Origin of the sequence: Stenotrophomonas sp. SBJS02, from assembly GCF_020428325.2 — a bacterium.
GTDB lineage: Bacteria > Pseudomonadota > Gammaproteobacteria > Xanthomonadales > Xanthomonadaceae > Stenotrophomonas > Stenotrophomonas africana.
Genome location: NZ_CP109812.1, coordinates 406,292 through 425,836, shown reverse-complemented (window position 1 = coordinate 425,836; position 19,545 = coordinate 406,292). Strand labels below are relative to the sequence as shown.

Here is a 19,545-nt window from a genome sequence, read left to right as displayed (position 1 = left end):
CCAGCGCGGGTGGTAACGGCTGTGTAACACGGGCCGGGATGCCGGTCAATAATTTATTCTTGATTTCATGGCCGAAAGGAATAAATATTCCAACAGGCATTCGAGGAGGGTGTGCACCGCATGAGCCTGGCTTCCCGCGAACCGCACCGGCGTTGGCCGCGCCGGTTGACCCTGGCCCTGTGCCTGCTGGCCGCACCGGCCTTCGCACAGGCCGCCCCGGCCCCCGATCCCGGCGCACCGCTGCCCTATGTGATCGGCCTGCACGAGGCCTACCTGACCCCGCAGTACTGGGCCGCGCGCCTGGACAACGCCGATGCGCCGATTCTGGACCGCGCGCAGATCGAAGCACAGAACGCGCGGATGCAGGCGCAGGACAGCCATATCCAGGACATCGCCACACTGCCCGCCCAGCTTGATGCGGCGACGGTGCGTGCCAGCATCAGCGCGCTGTCCAGCTGGCCCACGCGTGCACTGTTCAACGAGAAGGGCCAGGCGATCGCCCCCGCACTGCGCAGGGCGACCGAAGCCAACCTCGGCCTCGATGCGATTCCTGCCCAGACGGCACCGGCCTACGGGCTGGTGGTGAAGCGCGCGGCACTGCGCACCTTCCCCACCCGCGAGCGCGTCTTCAGCAGCGTCGGCGATACCGACATCGACCGCTTCCAGGAATCGGCACTGTTCCCCGGCGACAAGGTCGCAGTGGTTCACCGCAGTGCCGACGGCCGCTGGCTGTTCGTGCACAGCGAGCGCTACAGCGCATGGATCGAGGCCGATGCCATCGCCAGCGGCGACAAGGCCACGGTGCTCGGCTACGGCGCGAAGGGGCCGTACCGCATCGTCACCGGCGCCACCGCACAGACCGTCTACACCCCGGAAGAACCGCGCGTCTCGCGCCTGCAGCTGGACATGGGCGTGCGCCTGCCAGTGCTGGCCGACTGGCCTGCGTCTGAGCCGGTGAACGGCCAGCAGGCGCACGCCTCGTGGGTGGTGCAGCTGCCGGTCCGCGAAACCGACGGCGGCCTGAAGCTGGTGCCGGCCCTGCTGCCGCGCTCGCAGGACACCGCCGCCGACTACCTGCCGCTCACCCCGCGCCTGCTGCTGCAGCAGGCCTTCAAGTTCCTCGGCGAACGCTACGGCTGGGGCCACGACTACGACACCCGCGACTGCAGCGGGTTCGTCTCCGAGATCTACCGCAGCTTCGGCGTGCTGCTGCCGCGCAATACCAGTGCACAGGCGGTCAGCCCGGCACTGGATCGCCTGCCGTTCACCGACAAGGTCGGCAAGGCCGCGCGCGACCGTGCTGTCACCGACCTGCAGGTGGGCGATCTGGTCTACATCCCCGGCCACGTGATGATGGCCATCGGCCACGTCGACGGCCGCACCTGGGTCATCCACGATACGGCGGGCGGCAGCTGGTTCGGTGCCGACGGCAAGCGCGTGCAGGCCCATCTCAATGGTGTTTCGGTCACGCCGCTGGAGCCGATGATGGCCAGCGATACCGTCCGCTACATCGACCGCATCACCAACATCCAGCGCCTGCGGGCCAAGACTCCTGAATGAAGATCACCGCCATCGAACTGGGCATGCTGCGCGTGCCGCTGAAGACGCCGTTCAAGACTGCCCTGCGCACGGTGGAAACCGTGGAAGACGTGGTGGTGCTGATCCGCACCGACACCGGCCACACCGGCTACGGCGAAGCCCCCGCCACCGCCGTGATCACCGGTGATACGCACGGCTCGATCATCGAAGCGATCCGCCACTTCATCGCCCCGCGCCTGATCGGCCAGGACGTGGTCAACCTCAACCATCTGTGCACGCTGGTGCAGACCGCGATGGAGCGCAACACCAGCGCCAAGGCGGCGGTGGAGATCGCGCTGTACGACCTGTGGGCGCAGCTGCACGGTGCGCCGCTGTACCAGATGCTCGGTGGTGGCGACCCGGTGATCACCACCGACATCACCATCAGCGTGGACTACATCGACAAGATGGTGGCCGACTCGCTGTCGGCGATCGAACGCGGTTTCGAATCGCTGAAGATCAAGGTCGGGAAGGACATCGGCCTGGACATCGAACGGGTCAAGGCGATCCACGCCGCCGTGGAAGGCCGCGCCCTGCTGCGCCTGGACGCCAACCAGGGCTGGACCGCCAAGCAGGCGGTGCATGCGATGCGCACCTTGGAAGACGCCGGCGTGGTGCTGGAACTGCTGGAGCAGCCGGTGAAGGCCGCCGACATCAGCGGCCTGAAGTACGTGACCGACCGGGTCAACACGCCGGTGATGGCCGACGAAAGCGTGTTCAGCCCGAGCCAGGTGATGGACCTGATCCAGCAGCGCGCGGCCGACATCATCAACATCAAGCTGATGAAGACCGGCGGCCTGTCCAATGCGATCCGCATCGCCGACATCGCCGGCATCTACGGCGTGCCGTGCATGATCGGCTGCATGATCGAGTCCAGCATCAGCGTGGCCGCCGCCGTGCACCTTGCTGTTGCCAAGAGCGATGTGATCACCAAGGTTGACCTCGACGGCCCGTCGCTGGGCCAGTTCGACCCGGTCAGCGGCGGCGTGCATTTCAACGAATCGGAGATCAGCATCAGCGACGTGCCGGGGCTGGGCATTACCGAAGTGCGCGGGCTGGAGATGCTGGGTTGATCCCTGCCTTGTGGCTGGCCTGGCGTACAACTGACTTTGGGTCGGGCGTTACTTTTCTTTTCGCGAAAAGAAAAGTAACCAAAAGAAACGCTCCGCCGGCCGCGAGCCGACGTGCTGCGCACGTCGGTGCCCTGCGCTCCTCGGTCCGCCGAGGGACGGCGCGGAACTCGCTACGCTCAGACACCCGCGCCTCTTCGCCCTCGCCGGACCTGCGGTGCTCGGCTCGCTTGAAGGCGGACTCAACGTCAAAGGCAACAACTGCACTCCGTAACCTCTTCGCGGCTGGAACCCGCCCGACCCATTCCATGGCACGCTCTACGCTGCCAACCGCAACGCGCCTACACATGCCCGGATACCCCGCATGCCGCCCCTGCTGAAAATCCGCACCGAGCGCGGGCAGATGTCGGCCATTGAGCGCCGCATCGCCGACTTCATCCTCGACAACGCCCACCTTCTGCGTGACTACTCGTCCCAGCAGCTGGCCAGTGCACTCGGCATCAGCCAATCCAGCGTGGTGAAGTTCAGCCAGAAGCTCGGCTTCAAGGGCTACCCGGACCTGAAATACTCGATCGGCCAGGATGTCGCCCGTGCTGGCGCGGACCCGCAGCAGGCGCCCAGCGAACCCGACAGCGGCGATGACTACCTGCGCCTGGGCGAGGCCCTGCGCCGCAGCAAGGCACAGGCCGAAGAGGAAACCCGACAGGCCAATCCACGCGAGGAAATCGAGCGCATCGTGCAGCTGCTTGACGGCGCACCGAAGCTGTTCGTGTACGGCCTGGGTGACGATGGCCTGTTCGCACGCGAGTTCGCCATGCGGCTGTCGCTGCTCGGCCTGTTGGTGGTACCGCATACCGACCCGATCCTGATGCTGGCCAACCTGTCGGCTGCGCGCCCCGGCGATGCGCTGCTGGTGTTCTCCGAATTCGGCAACCTGCCGCAGCTTTCGCAGCTGTCACGCCAGTTCCAGGACATGGGTGGCAAGGTGATTTCCATCACCCGCCATACCGCCAACCCGCTACGCGCGCATGCTGACGCAGCACTTGTGGTGTGCGCGCACGATCGCACGCCGCAGGTCGCGCAGCTGCTGTACCGTAGCGCCATGCACGCCCTGCTCGATTTCCTGTTCGTGCTGCTCTGCCACACCAATCCGGACCGCCAGCAGCAGCTGGCGGTGAACCTGGAGCGGATCGACCACCTGCTGGATTCCTGACCGGAGCACCTGTTGATGAAATCGCTGGTCCGTCTCGCTACCGCTGCGCTGCTGCTTGCCGCGGCGGTGTCCGTCCACGCTGCGCCGCTGGAGGGTGCGCGCCAGCTGATCGTGGTCACCAGCGAAAGCTGGGACAGCACGCAGGGCCAGCTGCAGGCCTATGTGCGTGATGGCAAGGGCTGGCACGCGCATGGACAGGCGTTCCCGGTGGCACTGGGCCGCACTGGCAGCGCCTGGGGCCTGGGCCTGCACCCGGCGCAGGCCGATGGCCCGCAGAAGCAGGAAGGCGATGGCCGCAGCCCGGCGGGCGTGTTCGCGCTCGGCAGCGCGTTCGGCTATGCCGTCACCCGCCCCGGCACCGCGATGCCCTATCAGCCAATGCTGGACAGCAGCTACTGCATGGACGTACCCGGCTCGCCGTTCTACAACCGCATCGTCGATGAGAAGAAGGTCGGCAGTGCAGCGGTCAAGGGCTCCACCGAGCCGATGCGGCTGGACCTGCACAACAAGGGCGACGTGCGTTACCAGGAAGGCTTCGTGATCGCCCACAACCCGGACAACCAGCCCGGCAAGGGCAGCTGCATCTTCGCCCATCTGTGGCGCCAGCCGGGTGAGGCCACCGCCGGCTGCACCGCCATGCCGCAGGCGCGCATGCAGGCCCTGCTGGACTGGTTGCGCCCGCAGGATGCGCCGCGCTTCGTGCTGCTGCCGCGCGCCGAGTACACGCGCCTGCAGGCCCAGTGGCAGCTGCCCGCACTGCGCGGAGACGCCCGTTGAGCGCGCAGGACGAACCGCAGCTGCAGCGCGCGGTCAGCCGCTGGCAGATCGTCGGCCTGTCGATCAACGATGTGATCGGCAGCGGCATCTACCTGCTCCCAGCCGCCACCGTCGCCCTGCTCGGCCCCTTCAGCCTGTGGGGCGTGGTCGCCGCCGGTATCGTCGTGGCGCTGCTGGTGCTGTGCTACGCGCAGGCCGCCAGCTACTTCGATGAGCCCGGTGGCAGCTACCTGTATGCACGCGAGGCCTTTGGCCGCTTCGCCGGGTTCGAGATCGGCTGGATGATCTGGCTGACCCGCATCAGCTCGGCGGCCGCACTCAGCAATGCACTGGCCGACGCAGTCGCGCGGTTCTGGCCGTGGGCGGGTGCCGGCATGGGGCGCATCGCGATCATTGTGGTATCGCTGGGCTTCCTCACCGGCGTCAACATCATCGGTGTGCGCTCGGCCGCGCGCACCGGCGTGGTGCTGGTGATCGGCAAGATGTTGCCGCTGCTGCTGTTCGTGGCCATCGGCGCGTTCTACATCGACCCGCAGCTGGCCTTCTCCGGACAACGCCCGGACCCGCATGACCTGCAGCGCATGGGTGAAGCCGCCTTGTTGCTGCTGTACGCCTATGCCGGCTTCGAGAACATCCCGGCCGCCGCCGGCGAGTATCGTAATCCGCGCCGCGACATTCCGTTCGCGCTGATCACCATGATCATCACCGTCACCGTCATCTACGGCGCGGTGCAGGTGGTGGCGCAGGGCACGCTGGCCGGCCTGGCCAGCTCGGCCACGCCGCTGGCCGACGCCGCTGCCGGCTTTGGCGGCGAAGCACTGGCGCTGATCCTCACCGTAGGCGCGACCATCTCCATCCTCGGCACCAACAGCAACACGATGATGATGGGCCCGCGCTTCCTGTTCGCGCTGGCCCGCGATGGCTACGGGCCGAAGATCCTGGCGCAGGTGCATCCCCGCTTCCATACCCCGGCCGCGTCGATCCTGTGCCAGGGCCTGATCGCGCTGGGCCTGGCCCTGTCCGGTTCGTTCGTGCAGCTGGCCCTGCTGTCGATGACCACGCGCCTGTTCGCCTACATCGGAACGGCCGCTGCGGTACTGGTGCTGGCCAAGCGCTATGCCGACCGCCCCGGCGCGTTGAAGCTGCCGGGCGGTCCACTGATTCCGGTGTTGGCGCTGCTGCTGTGCGTTGCCCTGTTCGCCAGTGCCAGCTGGCAGAACATCGCTGCTGCGCTGGTGGCGTTCGCCATCGGCGCGGTGATCTACAAGCTGCCGCGAAAAGATGCCGACGCCGGATGACCGGTAGCGCCGGGCATGCCCGGCGGATTGATCTGGCGATCACGCTGCCGGACCGGGCCGTTAACCGCCACGCAGGCACGATCAGGCTTCGTCCACAACGGAGCCTTCCATGACCGAGTACCAGATCCCCGGCCGCGTACCGGACGACAGCACGCCGCGTGATGCGGTCAGCAACTACTGGCGTGAGCGCTACACGGCCGAACCGTATTACGACGACCAGCTGTTCTTCGAGGATTATGAACCGGCCTACCGCATCGGCCACGCCGCGCGTGCGCAGGACATGATCCGCGCCTACGAACAGGTCGAAGCTGAACTGGAGTCGCGCTGGGCCAGCGAGCGTGGCCGCAGCCGGCTGGAATGGGCGCAGGCGCGCGGTGCCGTTCGCCGTGGCTGGGAGGATGCACAGCTGGCGGATCCGCGGTTGAAGCGATAACGCCATGCTTTTGTCGGGCCGAGCCTACGCTCGGCTCGACTCCACAAACGCCGCACGACAGCCGAGCATTGGCTCGGCTCTACACCGGATCGATCACTCCTGTTCCGGAAGCGGCGGCACGACCGCGCTGCGCTTGCTCTCACCGCCACCGGCGGCGATCAGGTCGCGGGTGTTCTTCTGCACCGCCACCGCGCCGAACAGCGACAGTGCATACGCCATGCCGTAGAAGCCCTTCTCGCTCGGTGCCAGCGTGGCATTCCACAGGCCAACCAGCAGCAGCATCAACGCCGACAGCAGTGCGAACCAGCACAGCGCGTAGTACAGGCCACTCACCGGAATGCCCTCGACGCGGTCACGCACGCTCTTCTGCAGCGACACCGCCGCGAACAGGCCGAACAGCAGCAGGGTCAGGTAGTAGCCCTTTTCGTTGAGCGCCATCGTGGCGTTGAACAGACCGATCAGGTAGGCCGCCGCACCCAGCAGCAGGGCCACCCATGAGGCGGCGATGAAGGCGGTGGAGGGCTTGTGGGGCATGGCAGTGTTCATTGCAGATCCTTGGCAGGCAGACGGGCACGCTTTGCCCGGGCGTGCCCACCCTAGACGATCCCGCCGCGCTCGCACAGGGGGCGCAGGACCTTCGGGCCACGACGCTCACGGCGCCAGTGGTATACAAGGGACAGCCCGGCCATCCGCATCCCCGCACTGGAGATACCCATGACCCGCACGCCCCTGCTGCTCGCCCTCGGCCTGGTGCCGATCCTTGCCACCTCCGCCTGCAATGCCGCCGACCCGGCCGCCAACGGCGCCCAGACCACAGCGCCCGCAGCCTCCATCGCTGCCGACCAGCGCCCGTTCACCGCCACCGAAATCAGCCGCTTCGACCAGCCGTGGGCGATGACCTTCCTGCCGGACGGCAGCCTGCTGGTCACCGAAAAGCGCGGCAAGCTGCAGCACCTGGACCTGGCCAGCGGCCAGAAGCATGAGATCACCGGCGTTCCGAAGGTCGCTTACGGCGGCCAGGGCGGCTTCGGTGACGTGATCCTGCACCCGCAATTCGCGAGCAACCACGTGATCTACCTCAGCTATGCCGAGGAAGGCACGCTGGACACCCGCGGCGCTGCCGTGGCCCGTGCCACGCTGGCGCTGGATGCCAACGGTGCCGGCCAGCTGAAGGACCTGAAGGTGATCTGGCGACAGAGCCCCAAGGTCAGCGGCGAGGGCCACTACGGGCATCGCCTCGCCTTCGGCCCGGATGGCAAGCTGTGGATCAGCTCCAGCGAGCGCCAGAAGTTCGATCCGGCGCAGGACATGGGCGGCAACCTCGGCAAGATCATCCGCCTCAACGATGATGGCAGCCTGCCCGCCGACAACCCGTTCGCCTCGCAGGGCGGTGTGGCCGCGCAGGTGTGGTCGCTGGGCCACCGCAACATCCTGGGCATGGCCTTCGACGCCAACGGCAAGTTGTGGGCGCATGAAATGGGCCCGGCCGGCGGCGACGAACTGAACCTGATCGTGCGCGGCGCCAACTACGGCTACCCGATCGTCTCCAACGGCGACCACTACGACGGCCGCCCGATTCCCGACCACAGCACCCGCCCGGAATTCGCCGCGCCGAAGGTGACCTGGACGCCGGTGATCTCGCCAGCCGGCTTCGTGATCTACAGCGGCAGCCTGTTCCCGCAATGGAAGGGCAGCGGCTTCATCGGTGGGCTGTCGTCGACCTCGCTGGTGCGTGTGGCCTTTGATGGCGACAGCGCGCGCGAAGCCGAGCGCTTCAACATGGGCGAGCGCATCCGCGAAGTGGAACAGGGCCCGGATGGCGCGCTGTGGCTGCTGGAAGACGGCAGCAAGGCGCGCCTGCTGAAGCTGACACCGAAGACCTGATGCCCCGGTAGTGCCGGCCGCTGGCCGGCACGTCTGTCCGCAACGGCCCCGCACGCGGGGCCGTCTGCGCTCATTGGATGGTGATGACCTTCACCTCGGTCTTCGTGCAGGTCTGGTCCAGGCACTGCCCGTTCAACCACACCTGTCCATCGCCGATCATCACGCCCTGCTGGTTGACGAAGACCTTGCCGAAGTCCTGTTCGGACACCGCCTTGACCACCGCCGGGGTGATGATCTTCTCGTAGTTGCGCTGGAACTCACCGGGGCTGGTGATCTTCTTTCCACCGCTGATGTTCAACGGGAAGCGCACTTCCTCGACCACGGCAGCACGATCACCACCGACCACGGCGGTCTTGAACGCGTTGAAGACCTTTTCGTACTGCGCAGCATCACCGAGCACGCTCTCGATGCGCGCACGCGCGTCTTCCGCGGGCGCATCCGACGGTGCGGCTGCGGCAGGTTCGGCTGTCGGCGTCGCCGGTTCAGCCGCAGGCGTCGCCGCAGCACTGGCCTCCATCGGCGGTGGAGCATCGGCCGCGGGCTCGGCCGGCGGCGCCGGCTGCGAACAGGCCGCCAGCAGCAGGGCGGGAATCAACACAGCGATCGTACGCATGCGCGGGCATCCATCGGTTCAAGAACACCGATGGTAGCGCCGCCGCAGTGAGGACAACAAAAAGGGGACGGAGGGGATTAAGTCGTTAGTGCCACAAACGACTTAATCCCCTCCGTCCCCTTTTCTTCGATCAGGCCTTCAGCAGCTCGAACTGCACGGCTTCGCCTGCCGCCGACGAGGCGCAGACCCACAGGTCGAAGTGGCCCGGCTCGGCACGCAGCACGCCGTCGCGGCCGGTGAACGCCAACTGCTCGCGGGTGAGGGTGAATACCACGTCGGTCGACTCGCCCGGCTCCAGTGCCACCTTGCGGAAGTCCTTCAGTTCGCGCACCGGACGCACGCGGCTGGCCACGCGGTCGTGAATGTACAGCTGCACCACTTCCTCGCCGGCCACGTCGCCGCTGTTGGTCAGCGTGGTGGTGACGGTCAGGGTGTCCTCCCAGCCGAGCTGCGCCGCACTCAGCTGCGGCACGCCGTAGGCGAAGGTGGTGTAGCCGATGCCGTGGCCGAACGGGTACAGCGGTTCGTTCGGGATCTCGCGCCAACGGGCCTTGAACTCCGACATCGTCGGCAGTTCCGGGCGGCCGGTGCGCGGGTGGTTGTAGAAGTACGGCTGCTGGCCGGACACCTGCGGGAAGCTGACCGGCAGGCGGCCGGACGGGCTGTAGTCGCCGAACAGCACATCAGCCACGGCATGGCCGGTCTGCGTGCCCAGGTACCAGGTCACCGCCACCGCCTGTGCATTGCGCACCGCGCCCTGCAGCGCCAACGCGCGACCGTTGCGCAGCAGTACCACCAGCGGCTTGCCGGTCATCGCCACCGCCTCGGCCAGTGCCTGCTGTGCCGGCGGCAGGGTGATCTCCACGCGCGACTGCGCTTCACCGCTGTAACGCTGCGGTTCGCCCAGCGCCAACACCACCACGTCGGCGCGCAGCGCGGCCGCCACCGCGGCTTCGGTGCCGCCCGGAATCGCGGTTTCCAGCTCGCAGCCCGGCACGATCTCCAGCAATGCTTCATCGCCGATGGCGGCGCGCACGCCGGTTTCCAGGTCCACGTAGCGCTGCTTGTCACCGAACAGGGTCCAGCAGCCTTCGATGTTCTCGCGGTCCTGCACGAACGGGCCGATCAGCGCGATCTTCTGACCGGTCTTCTGCAGCGGCAGCACGTTGTCGCGGTTGTTCAGCAGCACGATCGAACGGCGTGCGGCATCGCGCGACAGTGCGTCATGCGCAGCAATGTGCGAGGTGTCGGCTTCGCGCGCCGGGTCCAGCGAACGGTACGGGTCGTCGAACAGGCCGATGGTTTCCTTCAGCCACAGGATGCGGCGCACGCCCTCATCCAGCACGCTCATCGGCACGTCGCCGCTCTCGACCAGGCCAGGCAGGTGCTCGGCATAGAAGCCACTCTGCATGCTCAGGTCCAGGCCGGCGGTGAACGCCTTGGCGGTGGCATCGCGGTCGTCGGCGGCATAGCCGTGCGCGACCAGTTCCATGTCGGCGGTGTAGTCGGAAATCACCACGCCCGGGAACTTCCATTCGCCGCGCAGGATGTCGGTCAGCAGTTCGGCGTTGGCACTGGCCGGCACGCCGTTGATGTCGTTGAACGAGGACATCACGGTGATCGCGCCGGCATCGAAAGCGGCCTTGAACGGCGGCAGGTGCACGTCGCGCAGGGTCTGCGGCGAAATATCCACCATGTTGTATTCCATGCCGGCCATCACCGCGCCGTAGGCGGCGAAGTGCTTCGGCGTGGCCAGCAGCGAATCGGCAGCGCGCAGGTCGCTGCCCTGGAAGCCACGCACGCGGGCGGCGGCGAACGCACAACCCAGTACCACGTCCTCACCGGCACCTTCGGCGCCACGGCCCCAGCGCTGGTCGCGGGCGATGTCCACGGCCGGGGCATAGGTCCAGTGCAGGCCGGCAGCGGTGGCCTCGATGGCAGTGGCGCGCGCGGTGCGCTCGGCCAGGTCCGGCTCGAAGCTGGCGGCCTCGCCCAGCGGGATCGGGAACACGGTACGCATGCCGTGGATGACGTCGGCAGCCAGGATCACCGGGATGCCCAGGCGGCTTTCCTCGGTGGCGACCTGCTGGATGCGGCGGCCCAGTTCGGCGCCCACACCATTGAACAGCGAGCCGACCTTGCCCTCGCGCACCTGTTGCAGCACCTGGTCGGCATTGCGCACGTTGGCTTCCGGGTTCACGTCCGGGGCGAACGGGCGGACCATGTCCGCGAAGACACCCAGCTGGCCGACCTTTTCCTCGACGGTCATCTGGGCAATGAGGGATTCGATGCGATCGGAGGCCACCGGCAGTCCTTGATGAAAACGTTTACAAGCCCGGCATTCTAGCGATCCCGAGCCGTTTGGCGAGAGGTTTCTTCATTCAGTTTCAGCCACCAGCGGGGACCGTATGGCCCCGCCGGGGGCACCGCAGCTTACTCCGAGCCGGCCAACTGGCGCTGCCCGGCCATCAACATGGCGTCGCTGGAGGCCTGGAACACCCGCAGGCCAAACGCCGGCAGGATCGCCAACAGGTGGTCGAAGATGTCCGACTGCACCGCCTCGTACTCGCCCCAGGCAGTGCTGCGGGTGAAGCAGTACAGCTCCAGCGGCAGGCCTTCGGTGGTCGGCTGCAGCTGACGTACCAGCAGGGTCATATCGGTATGGATGCCCGGGTGGCTGCGCAGGTAGCGCTCCACATAGGCCCGGAAGGTACCCAGGTTGGTCACGCGGCGGCTGTTGACCTCGGCCACGCCCTGCTCGCGCAGGCGCCCGTTCCACTGGCCCAGCTCCTGCTCCTTGGCCTGCAGGTAGTCGCGCAACAGCGCGAATTCGCCAAGGAAGGCCAGATCACCCTCATCCAGGAAGCCGACGCTGTGCTGGTCCAGGTACAGCGCGCGCTTGATCCGGCGGCCACCGGCCTCTTGCATGCCGCGCCAGTTCTTGAACGACTCGGTCACCAGCTTCTTGGTCGGGATGGTGGTGATGGTCTTGTCGAAGTTCTGCACGGTGATGGTGTGCAGGGCGATGTCGATCACATCACCGTCGGCGTTCTGGCTGGGCATCTCGATCCAGTCGCCGATGCGCACACGGCCATCGCCGCTGATCTGCACGCTGGCCACCAGCGACAGGATGGTGTCCTGGAAGATCAGCATCAGCACCGCAGTGGCTGCGCCGAGGCCGGTGACCAGCGGGCCCAGCTTCACCCCCAGCAGGGTGGCGATGATCGACAGGCCGGCGGCCACGAACACCACGATCTTGACCACCTGCAGGTAGCCCTTGATCGGCTTGTTGCGCGCATCGGGCTTGCGCTCGTACAGGCTGTTGGCCGCGTCCAGCGCATGCGAAAACGCCATCGACACCGTCAGTACGGCCCACACGATGCACAGCTTGATGATGACGTTGACCAGGCCCGGCGGCAGGTCGGGGATGAGGGTGATGCCCGAGGCGATCACCTGGCTGGGCACCACGTTGGACAGGCGCGAAATGACCCGCATCAGGTGGCTGCCACGCCCGGACTCGGCACCCGGCAGGCGCTGCAGCAGGCGCCGCAGGCCACGCACCAGGATGCGCTTGGTCACCCAGTTGGCCAGGCCGGCTGCGATCAGCAGCGCCGAGATCATCAACGCCAGGTAGGCGCCGGGATAGGGTTCCAGTGTGTTCTGCAGCTTTTCCAGCCACTGTACCGCCACCACCGCGTCCACCATCAGTTGTCTCCTTTCTTCATTGCTGTTGAGGTTGCCGGCCAACGACCGGCACTACCGGGTCTGCTGGCCAATGGCCGGCGCAACCGGGTCAGTCCCGCGAACGTTCGATGATCACGCCCACCGCGCGCGCACCGCGCACCGCGCCCGGCTTGCTCAGCTTCAGGCGCAGCCACTTCACGTCGAATTCGTCCAGCACAATCTGCGCGCAGCGCTCGGCCAGGGTCTCGACCAGGCCGAATTCCGACTCGCGCACGAACTGCTCCAGGCGCTTGCTCACCGCCTTGTAGTTCAGGGTGTGGGCGATGTCATCGGTGGCAGCGGGGCGACGGTTGTCGAAACCCATTTCCAGGTCGAACACCAGGTCCTGGCGGATCCGTCGTTCCCAATCGTAGATCCCGATCAGGGCGTCGATCGTCAGCCCTTCGATGAAAACCTTGTCCATTGCGCTTACCGGCACGAATACAGGCGGCCATGGTAACGGCACGGCGGTGAGCCTGCCCGGAACGGGCGGTGAGCGGCCGGCAGGGAGACAGAGCCGGAAAAGACAAAGGGCCCCACTAGCAGGGCCCTTTGGTACTACCGTTTGTCCCCGGGGGGAGCTGGAATCCAGCCGCGAGTCCCGGTGGCGCAGGCACGCAGATTAGGCAAGGACCAGATCGCCGGTCAAGGCCAATTCCGACAGGGCAGGTCAGGTATTCGTCCGAGGCAAAACGCAGAAAATCAGCCGCGCGGACAACGACGTTCCCTGATGGTCGCCGCCGCCCACTCTGGCGAACATCGATCCCTCCTTCACCACCGCACATGACGATGGCTCCCTACGATGTACTGCGGCGCGCGTTGTCAGCGGAGCGTCTGTCTACTTACGAGAGAATCGCATCGACCTGCAGCCCCGACGTCACAGCCGAATCCCTGTACCTGTGGAACATGCGGATGTGCAGTGCACTGATGATGCCGGTCCATCTGTGCGAAGTGGTCACCCGCAACGCCGCTGCAGCTGTGCTCGCCCGGCAGCATGGCCCGCGTTGGCCCTGGAATGATGCCTTCCGACGCAGGCTGCCAACCTCATCCAGTACTTCTCCGCGCACGGCACTGGAACAACTTGCCAGCCGCGTAACCGATACACCTGGGATCGTCGCCAACCTGCCAATGGTGTTCTGGCAGCAGCTCTTCACCTGTCGCTTCGACTCCACGCTTTGGATACCCGCACTCAGCAGGGTTCTGCAGCATGCTCCCTCTGCTCATCCCAGTGCCGTCAGGAAAGCCATCCATGCGGATATCGGACGCATCCGCCACCTACGCAACCGCATCGCGCACCACGAGCCCATCCTGGAACGCGACATCGGGGCCGACCTGGCCGCGATCGGGCGGCTGATCCACGCCCGCTGCCCGCACACGCTGGGCTGGCTGCAACGCCATGAGCGGGCGACGACGGTGTTGGCCGCGTCGCCGTTGGCAGGGCGTCCGTAATGTGTAGCCGGGCGTGGCCCGGCGCTACGGAGGCCTGCCTGTAGAGTCGAGCTTGCTCGACTGCTCTGTGTCCGTCATTGCGCCCAGTCGAGCAAGCTCGACTCTACAAACGCCGATCGAGCGGTTCGCGCGGCCGGGGGGCTCAGACCGCCGGCAGGGTCGCCATGTCCCAGCGCGGGGTCACATCCACCTTCGGCGGGCTGTGCTGCCCGGCCTGCAGGCGCAGCGCGCCGGCGAAGGCGATCATCGCGCCGTTGTCGGTGCACAGTGCCGGCCGCGGGAAGCAGGCGCGGCCGCCGAGGCGCTCGGCCATCTGCTGCAGGCGGGCGCGCAGGCGCTTGTTGGCGCCGACGCCGCCGGCCACCACGATCACGTTGGTCCCCGCCGCTTCCAGCGCGCGCTCGCACTTGATCGACAGGGTCTCGACCACCGCATCTTCAAAGCCCCGGGCGATGTCGGCACGGGTCTGCTCGCTCTGGTCGCTGTCGCGCCAGGCCATCAGGACCTGGGTCTTCAGGCCGGAGAAGCTGAAATCCAGCCCCGGGCGGTCGGTCATCGGCCGCGCGAAGCGGTACGCGCCCGGCGTGCCCTGCTCGGCCAGCCTGGCCAGCTGCGGGCCGCCCGGGTACGGCAGCCCCATCAGCTTGGCGGTCTTGTCGAAGGCCTCGCCGGCCGCATCATCAAGGGTTTCGCCCAGCAGGCGGTACTGGCCGATCGCATCCACCGCCACCAGCTGGGTATGGCCACCGGACACCAGCAGTGCCACGAACGGCGCTTCCGGCGGGTCGTCTTCCATCAGCGGGGCCAGCAGGTGGCCTTCCATATGGTGTACGCCCACGGCCGGTACCTCCAGCGCCCAGGCCAGCGAGCGGGCCACACCTGCGCCCACAAGCAGCGCACCAACCAGGCCGGGGCCGGCCGTGTAGGCCACGCCGTCGATGTCGTCTACGCCAAGGCCAGCGTCTGCCAGGGTCTGGCGCACCAGGGGCAGCAGCTTGCGGACGTGGTCACGGCTGGCCAGCTCGGGCACCACACCACCGTACTCGGCGTGCAGGGCGATCTGGCTGTAGACCGCATGGGCGCGCAGGGCCGCGCTGCCGGCAAGGTCGGTGTCATACACCGCCACGCCGGTCTCATCACAGGAAGATTCGATGCCAAGGACTCGCATGCCTGCTATTATGACGCCCCTGCCGCCCCCTCGGGGAGCGTGCAGATCTCACTGCTTTCGAACCCCCGGCCCGTATTCAGGGTTGGCCGCTTGCAGTTTGTTGATTCGCCGCTATAATGTGCGGCTCGCCGGGCGTGACCCGGTTCTACTGTGTCCCGGAGATTCCATGCCCAGCGTCAAAGTCCGCGAGAACGAGCCCTTCGAGTTTGCTCTTCGCCGCTTCAAGCGCACTTGCGAAAAGGCCGGTGTGCTGGCCGAAACCCGCAAGCGCGAGTTCTACGAAAAGCCGACCCAGGAGCGCAAGCGCAAGGCCGCCGCTGCTGTGAAGCGTCAGCTGCGCCGCTCGTCGCGCGACGTCACCAAGCGTCAGCGCCTGTACTGATCGGACGCATCTTCATTGCGGCGGGCCTGCCTGTCGCGATGGAGCCGAAGCCGGCACGCGCGAGCGTCGCCGGCTTTTTGCGTTTCCGGGTTCGGGCATCCGCCCCCGCCCCACCTACCACCACGAGGTTCCTCATGAGCATGAAGCAGCAGCTCACCGAAGACATGAAGGCCGCCATGAAGGCGGGCGAGAAGCACAAGCTGGGCGTGATCCGCCTGATCAATGCCGCCATCAAGCAGCGCGAAGTGGACGAGCGCATCGAACTGGACGACACCGCCGTGATCGCCGTGCTCGACAAGATGGTCAAGCAGCGCAAGGACTCGGTCAGCCAGTACGAAGCCGCCAACCGCGAAGACCTGGCCGAGATCGAGCGCGCCGAGATCGTGGTCATCGAAGCCTACCTGCCGGCCAAGATGGGCGAAGCCGAGATCGTGGCCGCCATCCAGGCCGCCATCGCCGAAACCGGCGCCTCCGGCCCGGCCGACATGGGCAAGCTGATGGGCGCACTGAAGCCCAAGCTCGCCGGCCAGGCCGACATGGGCCTGGTCTCCAAGCTGGTCAAGCAGCTGCTGGCGTAATCCAGCACTTGCGGTCGGATCCCTTCCGCGACACGGAAGGGCTCTGACCCCATTGATGCACCCGCTTCACCGCACCTTCGTCGGTCGCCTGCTACAACCGCACACATGGTTGAACCCGAGCCCAACGTTCCCGTGTCACTGCGCAAGTACATCAAGCGCCTGCAGGACAGCTTCCCGATGGCGGTGGCCAAGCGCTTCATCGACGTCGACGTGCTGACCCAGGCAGCTTCCGTCTCCTTCTACGCCCTGCTGTCGATGGCGCCGTTGCTGGTGCTGCTGCTGTGGCTGACCGCCTCGCTGTACCCACCGGCCCAGCAGGCGCTGATCGACCAGATCAGCTCGGTGGCCGGCAGCAGCGCGGCTACCGTGGCCGAAACCGTTCTGAAGAACGCTGACAACCAGCCGGATGTCGGCTCGCTGGCGGGCGTGTGGAGCACGCTGTTGTTGTTCGTCGGCGCCACCGCCGTGTTCGCCCAGCTGCAGAACGCACTGAACCTGATCTTCCGCACCAGCGGCGAGCGCCTGGAAGGCCTCAAGGCCTGGCTGCGCAAGCGCGTGTTCTCGTTCGGCGTGGTGCTGGCGCTGGGCTTCCTGCTGATCCTGTCGATGACCGCCACCACGGTGCTGCAAGTAGCCTTCGCGCAACTGCCCTCGATCCTGCCCGCGCTGGGGTACGTCACGAGCCTGCTGCTGTACGCGGTGGGGTTCGCCTTCATGTACCACTACCTGCCCGACCGTCGCGTGGCGTGGCGCCAGGCCTTCATCGGCGGCGTCATCACCTCGGCACTGTTCGCGCTGGGCCGCTATGGCATCGGCGTCTACATCGCCACCGTGGCCCCCGGCAGTGCCTACGGCTCGATGGGTGCGCTGGTGATCTCGCTGGTCTGGATCTACTACGCCACCGTCGTGTTCTTCGTTGGCGCCCTGATGACGGCGGTGATCGATGAGCGCCTGCGCGCGCGTCATCACCTGGCCGCAGCCGGCATTGATCCGGCAACCGCCAGCCAGGTGCCCGACAGGGGGTAAACTAGGCCGACCGCCCCCGGTTCCGTCGCGTGGTCCTGCACCGCGCCCTGCCCTGTTGCCCATGGCCCGTATCCCCGACGCTTTCATCGACGACCTGCTCGCCCGCACCGACATCGTCGAGGTGGTGGGCAGCCGCGTGCCTTTAAAGCGCCAGGGCAAGGAGTACGCCGCGCGCTGCCCGTTCCATGACGAGCGCTCGGCGTCGTTCACGGTCTCGCCCACCAAGCAGTTCTATCACTGCTTCGGCTGCGGCGCGCACGGCACCGCGATCAGCTTCCTGATGAACTACGACCGCCTCGAGTTCCTCGACGCGGTGGATGAGCTGGCCAAGCGCGCGGGCATGGAAGTACCGCGCAACGAGAACCCGCGCAGCCCCCAGCAGCAGGACGACAGCCGCGAGCTGTATTCGGCACTGGATGCCGCCGCCCGGTTCTTCCAGAAGAACCTGGAAGGCAGCGACAAGGCACGCAGTTACCTTGATGGGCGTGGCGTGGACGAAGAGAACCGCGCGCGCTTCCAGATCGGCTACGCCCCGGATGGCTACAGCGGCCTGCGCGATGCACTGGGCAAGGACGAGCGGCGCATGAAGCTGCTCGACCGCGCCGGCCTGTTCTCGAAGAATGACCGCGGCCACGTCTACGACAAGTTCCGCGACCGGGTGATGTTCCCGATCTTCGACCGCCGTGGCCGGGTGATCGCCTTCGGTGGCCGCGTGTTCGAGAAGGACGACGGCCCCAAGTACCTCAACTCGCCCGAAACCGCGCTGTTCCACAAGGGCCGCGAACTGTACGGCCTGTGGCAGGTGCGTCAGGCCAACCAGAAGATCGAGCGGCTGATCGTGGTCGAGGGCTACATGGACGTGGTCTCGCTGTTCCAGTTCGGTGTCACCCAGGCGGTGGCAACACTGGGTACCGCAACCACGCCGGACCATGCCGAGCTGCTGTTCCGCAACGCGCCGGACGTGTTCTTCTGCTTCGACGGCGACGCCGCCGGCCGCCGCGCCGGCTGGAAGGCGCTGGAGTCGGTGCTGCCGCGCATGAAGGATGGCCGCCAGGCCTTCTTCCTGTTCCTGCCCGATGGCGAAGACCCGGACACCATCGTGCGCAAGGAAGGCGCCGAGGCCTTCAACGAGCGCCTGAAGCAGGCCACGCCGCTGTCGCAGTTCTTCTTCGATGAACTGACCCGCGAGATCAACCTGGGCACGCTGGACGGCAAGGCGCGCCTGGCCGAACGCGCAAAGCCGATGCTGGCGCAGATTCCCGACGGTGCCTTCGGCGACCTGATGAAGCAGCAGCTGGCGCAGCTGACCGGGCTCGGCGGCAACGCCCAGGCTGCACGCGCGCCGATGCCGCAACGCCAGCCTTCGCGCACGATCCAGCCGGTGGCCAGGCGCAGCCTGGTGCGCGGCGCGATCGCCGTGCTGCTGCAGCAGCCGTCGCTGGCGCTGACCCTGGGCGGCAAGCATCACTTCCAGGGCCTTCGCCTGCCTGGTGTGGAACTGCTGCTGGAGCTGCTGGGGCTGGTCGAACAGCGCCCGGACATCAGCACCGGCGCCCTGCTGGAACACTTCGACGGCCGCGAGGAACAGGCCTCGCTGCATACATTGGCCGCACAGACGCTGCCCGGCACCGAAGCCAGCTGGACCCAGGAGCTGCACGACGCGGTGGCCCAGCTGGAGAAACAGCTGCTGGTGCAACGTCTGGAGGAGTTGTTGGCAAAGCAGCGCCAGCAGGGTCTGGACGATACTGACAAATACGAACTGCGCGAGCTGCTCAAGGCCCGCGCCGGGCTGCGCCTGTAGCAGCAGAACGTTTCACGGAGAGGACCATGCCGCTGCGCCTGACCTGCCTGCTGTTGTTGTCGCTCTGCCTGCCACTGACGGCCCTGGCCGAAGACGCGCCCCTCAACGAAGTCCGCGCCGGCCTGTATGCCGGTGGCCAACCCAGCGCCGCACAGCTGCAGGCCCTGGCCGCACAGGGCGTACGCACGGTGATTGACCTGCGCCAGCCCGACGAGGACCGTGGTTTCGATGAGACCCGCACGGCCGAATCGCTGGGCCTGCGCTATGTGCGCATTCCGGTGGCCGGCGCCGAGGGGCTCGATGCCGCCAACATCCGTGCCGTGCACCAGGCCCTGCAGCAGAGCCAGGGGCCGGTGTTGCTGCACTGCGCGTCCGGCAACCGCGCCGGCGCCGTGCTCGGCCTGGTCAACGCACGCTACGAACACGCCAGCCCGGAACAGGCACTGCAGCTCGGCCAGCGCGCCGGCCTGAAGTCACTGGAAGCTGCCACCCGCCAGCGTCTGGCCACGCCGATCACTTCGCCCTGAACCCTCCGCACCAAGGACTCTGCCC

General features: G+C 66.9%; 19 protein-coding genes. 13 read left to right on the top strand and 6 right to left on the bottom strand.

What is annotated here, in order from left to right:
• The first annotated feature begins 120 nt into the window (after positions 1–120).
• The 6 genes from FQS62_RS01945 (at position 121) to FQS62_RS01920 (ending at position 6,369) form a co-directional block, all read left to right on the top strand.
• Positions 121–1,560, top strand: coding sequence for a C40 family peptidase (locus FQS62_RS01945; RefSeq protein WP_208043024.1), 1,440 nt, complete (start codon positions 121–123; stop codon positions 1,558–1,560).
• Positions 1,557–2,651 carry a dipeptide epimerase gene (locus tag FQS62_RS01940; RefSeq protein WP_100477436.1) on the top strand — a complete coding sequence of 365 codons (1,095 nt, stop codon included), beginning with the start codon at positions 1,557–1,559 and terminating at the stop codon, positions 2,649–2,651. Before FQS62_RS01945 ends, FQS62_RS01940 begins: the two co-directional genes overlap by 4 nt.
• Before the next feature lie 361 nt (positions 2,652–3,012).
• Complete coding sequence (locus FQS62_RS01935; protein ID WP_088479731.1) at positions 3,013–3,861, top strand: MurR/RpiR family transcriptional regulator; 849 nt, start codon at positions 3,013–3,015, stop codon at positions 3,859–3,861.
• A 15-nt stretch (positions 3,862–3,876) separates the two neighbouring features.
• Entirely contained in the window at positions 3,877–4,638 is a 762-nt protein-coding gene (locus tag FQS62_RS01930) for a L,D-transpeptidase family protein (RefSeq protein WP_049449394.1), read from the top strand.
• Complete coding sequence (locus FQS62_RS01925) at positions 4,635–5,936, top strand: APC family permease (RefSeq protein WP_088479733.1); 1,302 nt, start codon at positions 4,635–4,637, stop codon at positions 5,934–5,936. Before FQS62_RS01930 ends, FQS62_RS01925 begins: the two co-directional genes overlap by 4 nt.
• A 109-nt stretch (positions 5,937–6,045) precedes the next feature.
• Positions 6,046–6,369 carry a hypothetical protein gene (locus FQS62_RS01920; protein ID WP_033833647.1) on the top strand — a complete coding sequence of 108 codons (324 nt, stop codon included), beginning with the start codon at positions 6,046–6,048 and terminating at the stop codon, positions 6,367–6,369.
• Between the two features lie 93 nt (positions 6,370–6,462).
• On the opposite strand, the gene yiaA is transcribed toward FQS62_RS01920, so the two are convergent.
• A complete protein-coding gene (yiaA, locus tag FQS62_RS01915; protein ID WP_005407812.1) occupies positions 6,463–6,915 on the bottom strand; it encodes an inner membrane protein YiaA in 453 nt (150 codons plus the stop codon).
• Between the two features lie 168 nt (positions 6,916–7,083).
• On the opposite strand from yiaA, the gene FQS62_RS01910 reads away from it, so the two are divergent.
• Positions 7,084–8,253, top strand: a complete 1,170-nt coding sequence (locus tag FQS62_RS01910) for a PQQ-dependent sugar dehydrogenase (protein ID WP_208043025.1) — start codon at positions 7,084–7,086, stop codon at positions 8,251–8,253.
• Between the two features lie 70 nt (positions 8,254–8,323).
• Here the strand turns inward: FQS62_RS01910 and FQS62_RS01905 are convergent, their stop codons facing one another.
• From FQS62_RS01905 to folB, 4 genes are all read right to left on the bottom strand, one after another.
• Positions 8,324–8,866: a hypothetical protein gene (locus FQS62_RS01905; RefSeq protein ID WP_226053545.1), complete on the bottom strand. Its 543-nt coding sequence runs from the start codon at positions 8,864–8,866 to the stop codon at positions 8,324–8,326.
• Between the two features lie 130 nt (positions 8,867–8,996).
• Positions 8,997–11,171: a glycoside hydrolase family 3 N-terminal domain-containing protein gene (locus FQS62_RS01900; protein WP_049449405.1), complete on the bottom strand. Its 2,175-nt coding sequence runs from the start codon at positions 11,169–11,171 to the stop codon at positions 8,997–8,999.
• Positions 11,172–11,299: 128 nt separating this feature from the next.
• Positions 11,300–12,571, bottom strand: a complete 1,272-nt coding sequence (locus tag FQS62_RS01895; RefSeq protein ID WP_049449407.1) for a mechanosensitive ion channel family protein — start codon at positions 12,569–12,571, stop codon at positions 11,300–11,302.
• Between the two features lie 88 nt (positions 12,572–12,659).
• Positions 12,660–13,013 carry a dihydroneopterin aldolase gene (folB, locus tag FQS62_RS01890; RefSeq protein ID WP_005415016.1) on the bottom strand — a complete coding sequence of 118 codons (354 nt, stop codon included), beginning with the start codon at positions 13,011–13,013 and terminating at the stop codon, positions 12,660–12,662.
• 359 nt (positions 13,014–13,372) lie between these two features.
• Between folB and FQS62_RS01885 the strand changes: the two genes are divergently transcribed.
• Positions 13,373–14,038 (top strand): hypothetical protein, encoded by a 666-nt coding sequence (locus tag FQS62_RS01885; protein WP_057501830.1) that lies wholly within the window; start codon positions 13,373–13,375, stop codon positions 14,036–14,038.
• 142 nt (positions 14,039–14,180) lie between these two features.
• On the opposite strand, the gene tsaD is transcribed toward FQS62_RS01885, so the two are convergent.
• On the bottom strand, positions 14,181–15,206 hold the full coding sequence (tsaD, locus tag FQS62_RS01880) for a tRNA (adenosine(37)-N6)-threonylcarbamoyltransferase complex transferase subunit TsaD (RefSeq protein ID WP_010484223.1): 1,026 nt from the start codon (positions 15,204–15,206) through the stop codon (positions 14,181–14,183).
• 166 nt (positions 15,207–15,372) lie between these two features.
• On the opposite strand from tsaD, the gene rpsU reads away from it, so the two are divergent.
• The 5 genes from rpsU to FQS62_RS01855 all read left to right on the top strand — a co-directional run bounded on the left by rpsU (position 15,373) and on the right by FQS62_RS01855 (position 19,520).
• Complete coding sequence (rpsU, locus tag FQS62_RS01875) at positions 15,373–15,588, top strand: 30S ribosomal protein S21 (RefSeq protein ID WP_002808376.1); 216 nt, start codon at positions 15,373–15,375, stop codon at positions 15,586–15,588.
• 134 nt (positions 15,589–15,722) lie between these two features.
• Entirely contained in the window at positions 15,723–16,166 is a 444-nt protein-coding gene (locus FQS62_RS01870; RefSeq protein ID WP_005412032.1) for a GatB/YqeY domain-containing protein, read from the top strand.
• A gap of 105 nt (positions 16,167–16,271) precedes the next feature.
• Complete coding sequence (locus FQS62_RS01865) at positions 16,272–17,192, top strand: YihY/virulence factor BrkB family protein (RefSeq protein WP_049402636.1); 921 nt, start codon at positions 16,272–16,274, stop codon at positions 17,190–17,192.
• A gap of 61 nt (positions 17,193–17,253) precedes the next feature.
• On the top strand, positions 17,254–18,993 hold the full coding sequence (gene dnaG, locus FQS62_RS01860; protein ID WP_208043920.1) for a DNA primase: 1,740 nt from the start codon (positions 17,254–17,256) through the stop codon (positions 18,991–18,993).
• A 26-nt stretch (positions 18,994–19,019) separates the two neighbouring features.
• The gene (locus FQS62_RS01855) at positions 19,020–19,520 is read left to right on the top strand and encodes a protein tyrosine phosphatase family protein (protein WP_208043921.1); all 501 of its coding nucleotides are present in this window, start codon (positions 19,020–19,022) and stop codon (positions 19,518–19,520) included.
• The last annotated feature ends 25 nt before the right edge of the window (positions 19,521–19,545 follow it).

Coding starts and splice junctions, on each gene's coding strand:
- FQS62_RS01930 (WP_049449394.1), top strand. CDS start 3,877: ATGAAATCGCTGGTCCGTCTCGCTACCGCTGCGCTGCTGCTTGCCGCG.
- FQS62_RS01870 (WP_005412032.1), top strand. CDS start 15,723: ATGAGCATGAAGCAGCAGCTCACCGAAGACATGAAGGCCGCCATGAAG.
- dnaG (WP_208043920.1), top strand. CDS start 17,254: ATGGCCCGTATCCCCGACGCTTTCATCGACGACCTGCTCGCCCGCACC.
- FQS62_RS01945 (WP_208043024.1), top strand. CDS start 121: ATGAGCCTGGCTTCCCGCGAACCGCACCGGCGTTGGCCGCGCCGGTTG.
- FQS62_RS01905 (WP_226053545.1), bottom strand. CDS start 8,866: ATGCGTACGATCGCTGTGTTGATTCCCGCCCTGCTGCTGGCGGCCTGT.
- FQS62_RS01940 (WP_100477436.1), top strand. CDS start 1,557: ATGAAGATCACCGCCATCGAACTGGGCATGCTGCGCGTGCCGCTGAAG.
- FQS62_RS01910 (WP_208043025.1), top strand. CDS start 7,084: ATGACCCGCACGCCCCTGCTGCTCGCCCTCGGCCTGGTGCCGATCCTT.
- rpsU (WP_002808376.1), top strand. CDS start 15,373: ATGCCCAGCGTCAAAGTCCGCGAGAACGAGCCCTTCGAGTTTGCTCTT.
- folB (WP_005415016.1), bottom strand. CDS start 13,013: ATGGACAAGGTTTTCATCGAAGGGCTGACGATCGACGCCCTGATCGGG.
- FQS62_RS01920 (WP_033833647.1), top strand. CDS start 6,046: ATGACCGAGTACCAGATCCCCGGCCGCGTACCGGACGACAGCACGCCG.
- tsaD (WP_010484223.1), bottom strand. CDS start 15,206: ATGCGAGTCCTTGGCATCGAATCTTCCTGTGATGAGACCGGCGTGGCG.
- FQS62_RS01935 (WP_088479731.1), top strand. CDS start 3,013: ATGCCGCCCCTGCTGAAAATCCGCACCGAGCGCGGGCAGATGTCGGCC.
- FQS62_RS01895 (WP_049449407.1), bottom strand. CDS start 12,571: ATGGTGGACGCGGTGGTGGCGGTACAGTGGCTGGAAAAGCTGCAGAAC.
- FQS62_RS01855 (WP_208043921.1), top strand. CDS start 19,020: ATGCCGCTGCGCCTGACCTGCCTGCTGTTGTTGTCGCTCTGCCTGCCA.
- yiaA (WP_005407812.1), bottom strand. CDS start 6,915: ATGAACACTGCCATGCCCCACAAGCCCTCCACCGCCTTCATCGCCGCC.
- FQS62_RS01885 (WP_057501830.1), top strand. CDS start 13,373: ATGACGATGGCTCCCTACGATGTACTGCGGCGCGCGTTGTCAGCGGAG.
- FQS62_RS01865 (WP_049402636.1), top strand. CDS start 16,272: ATGGTTGAACCCGAGCCCAACGTTCCCGTGTCACTGCGCAAGTACATC.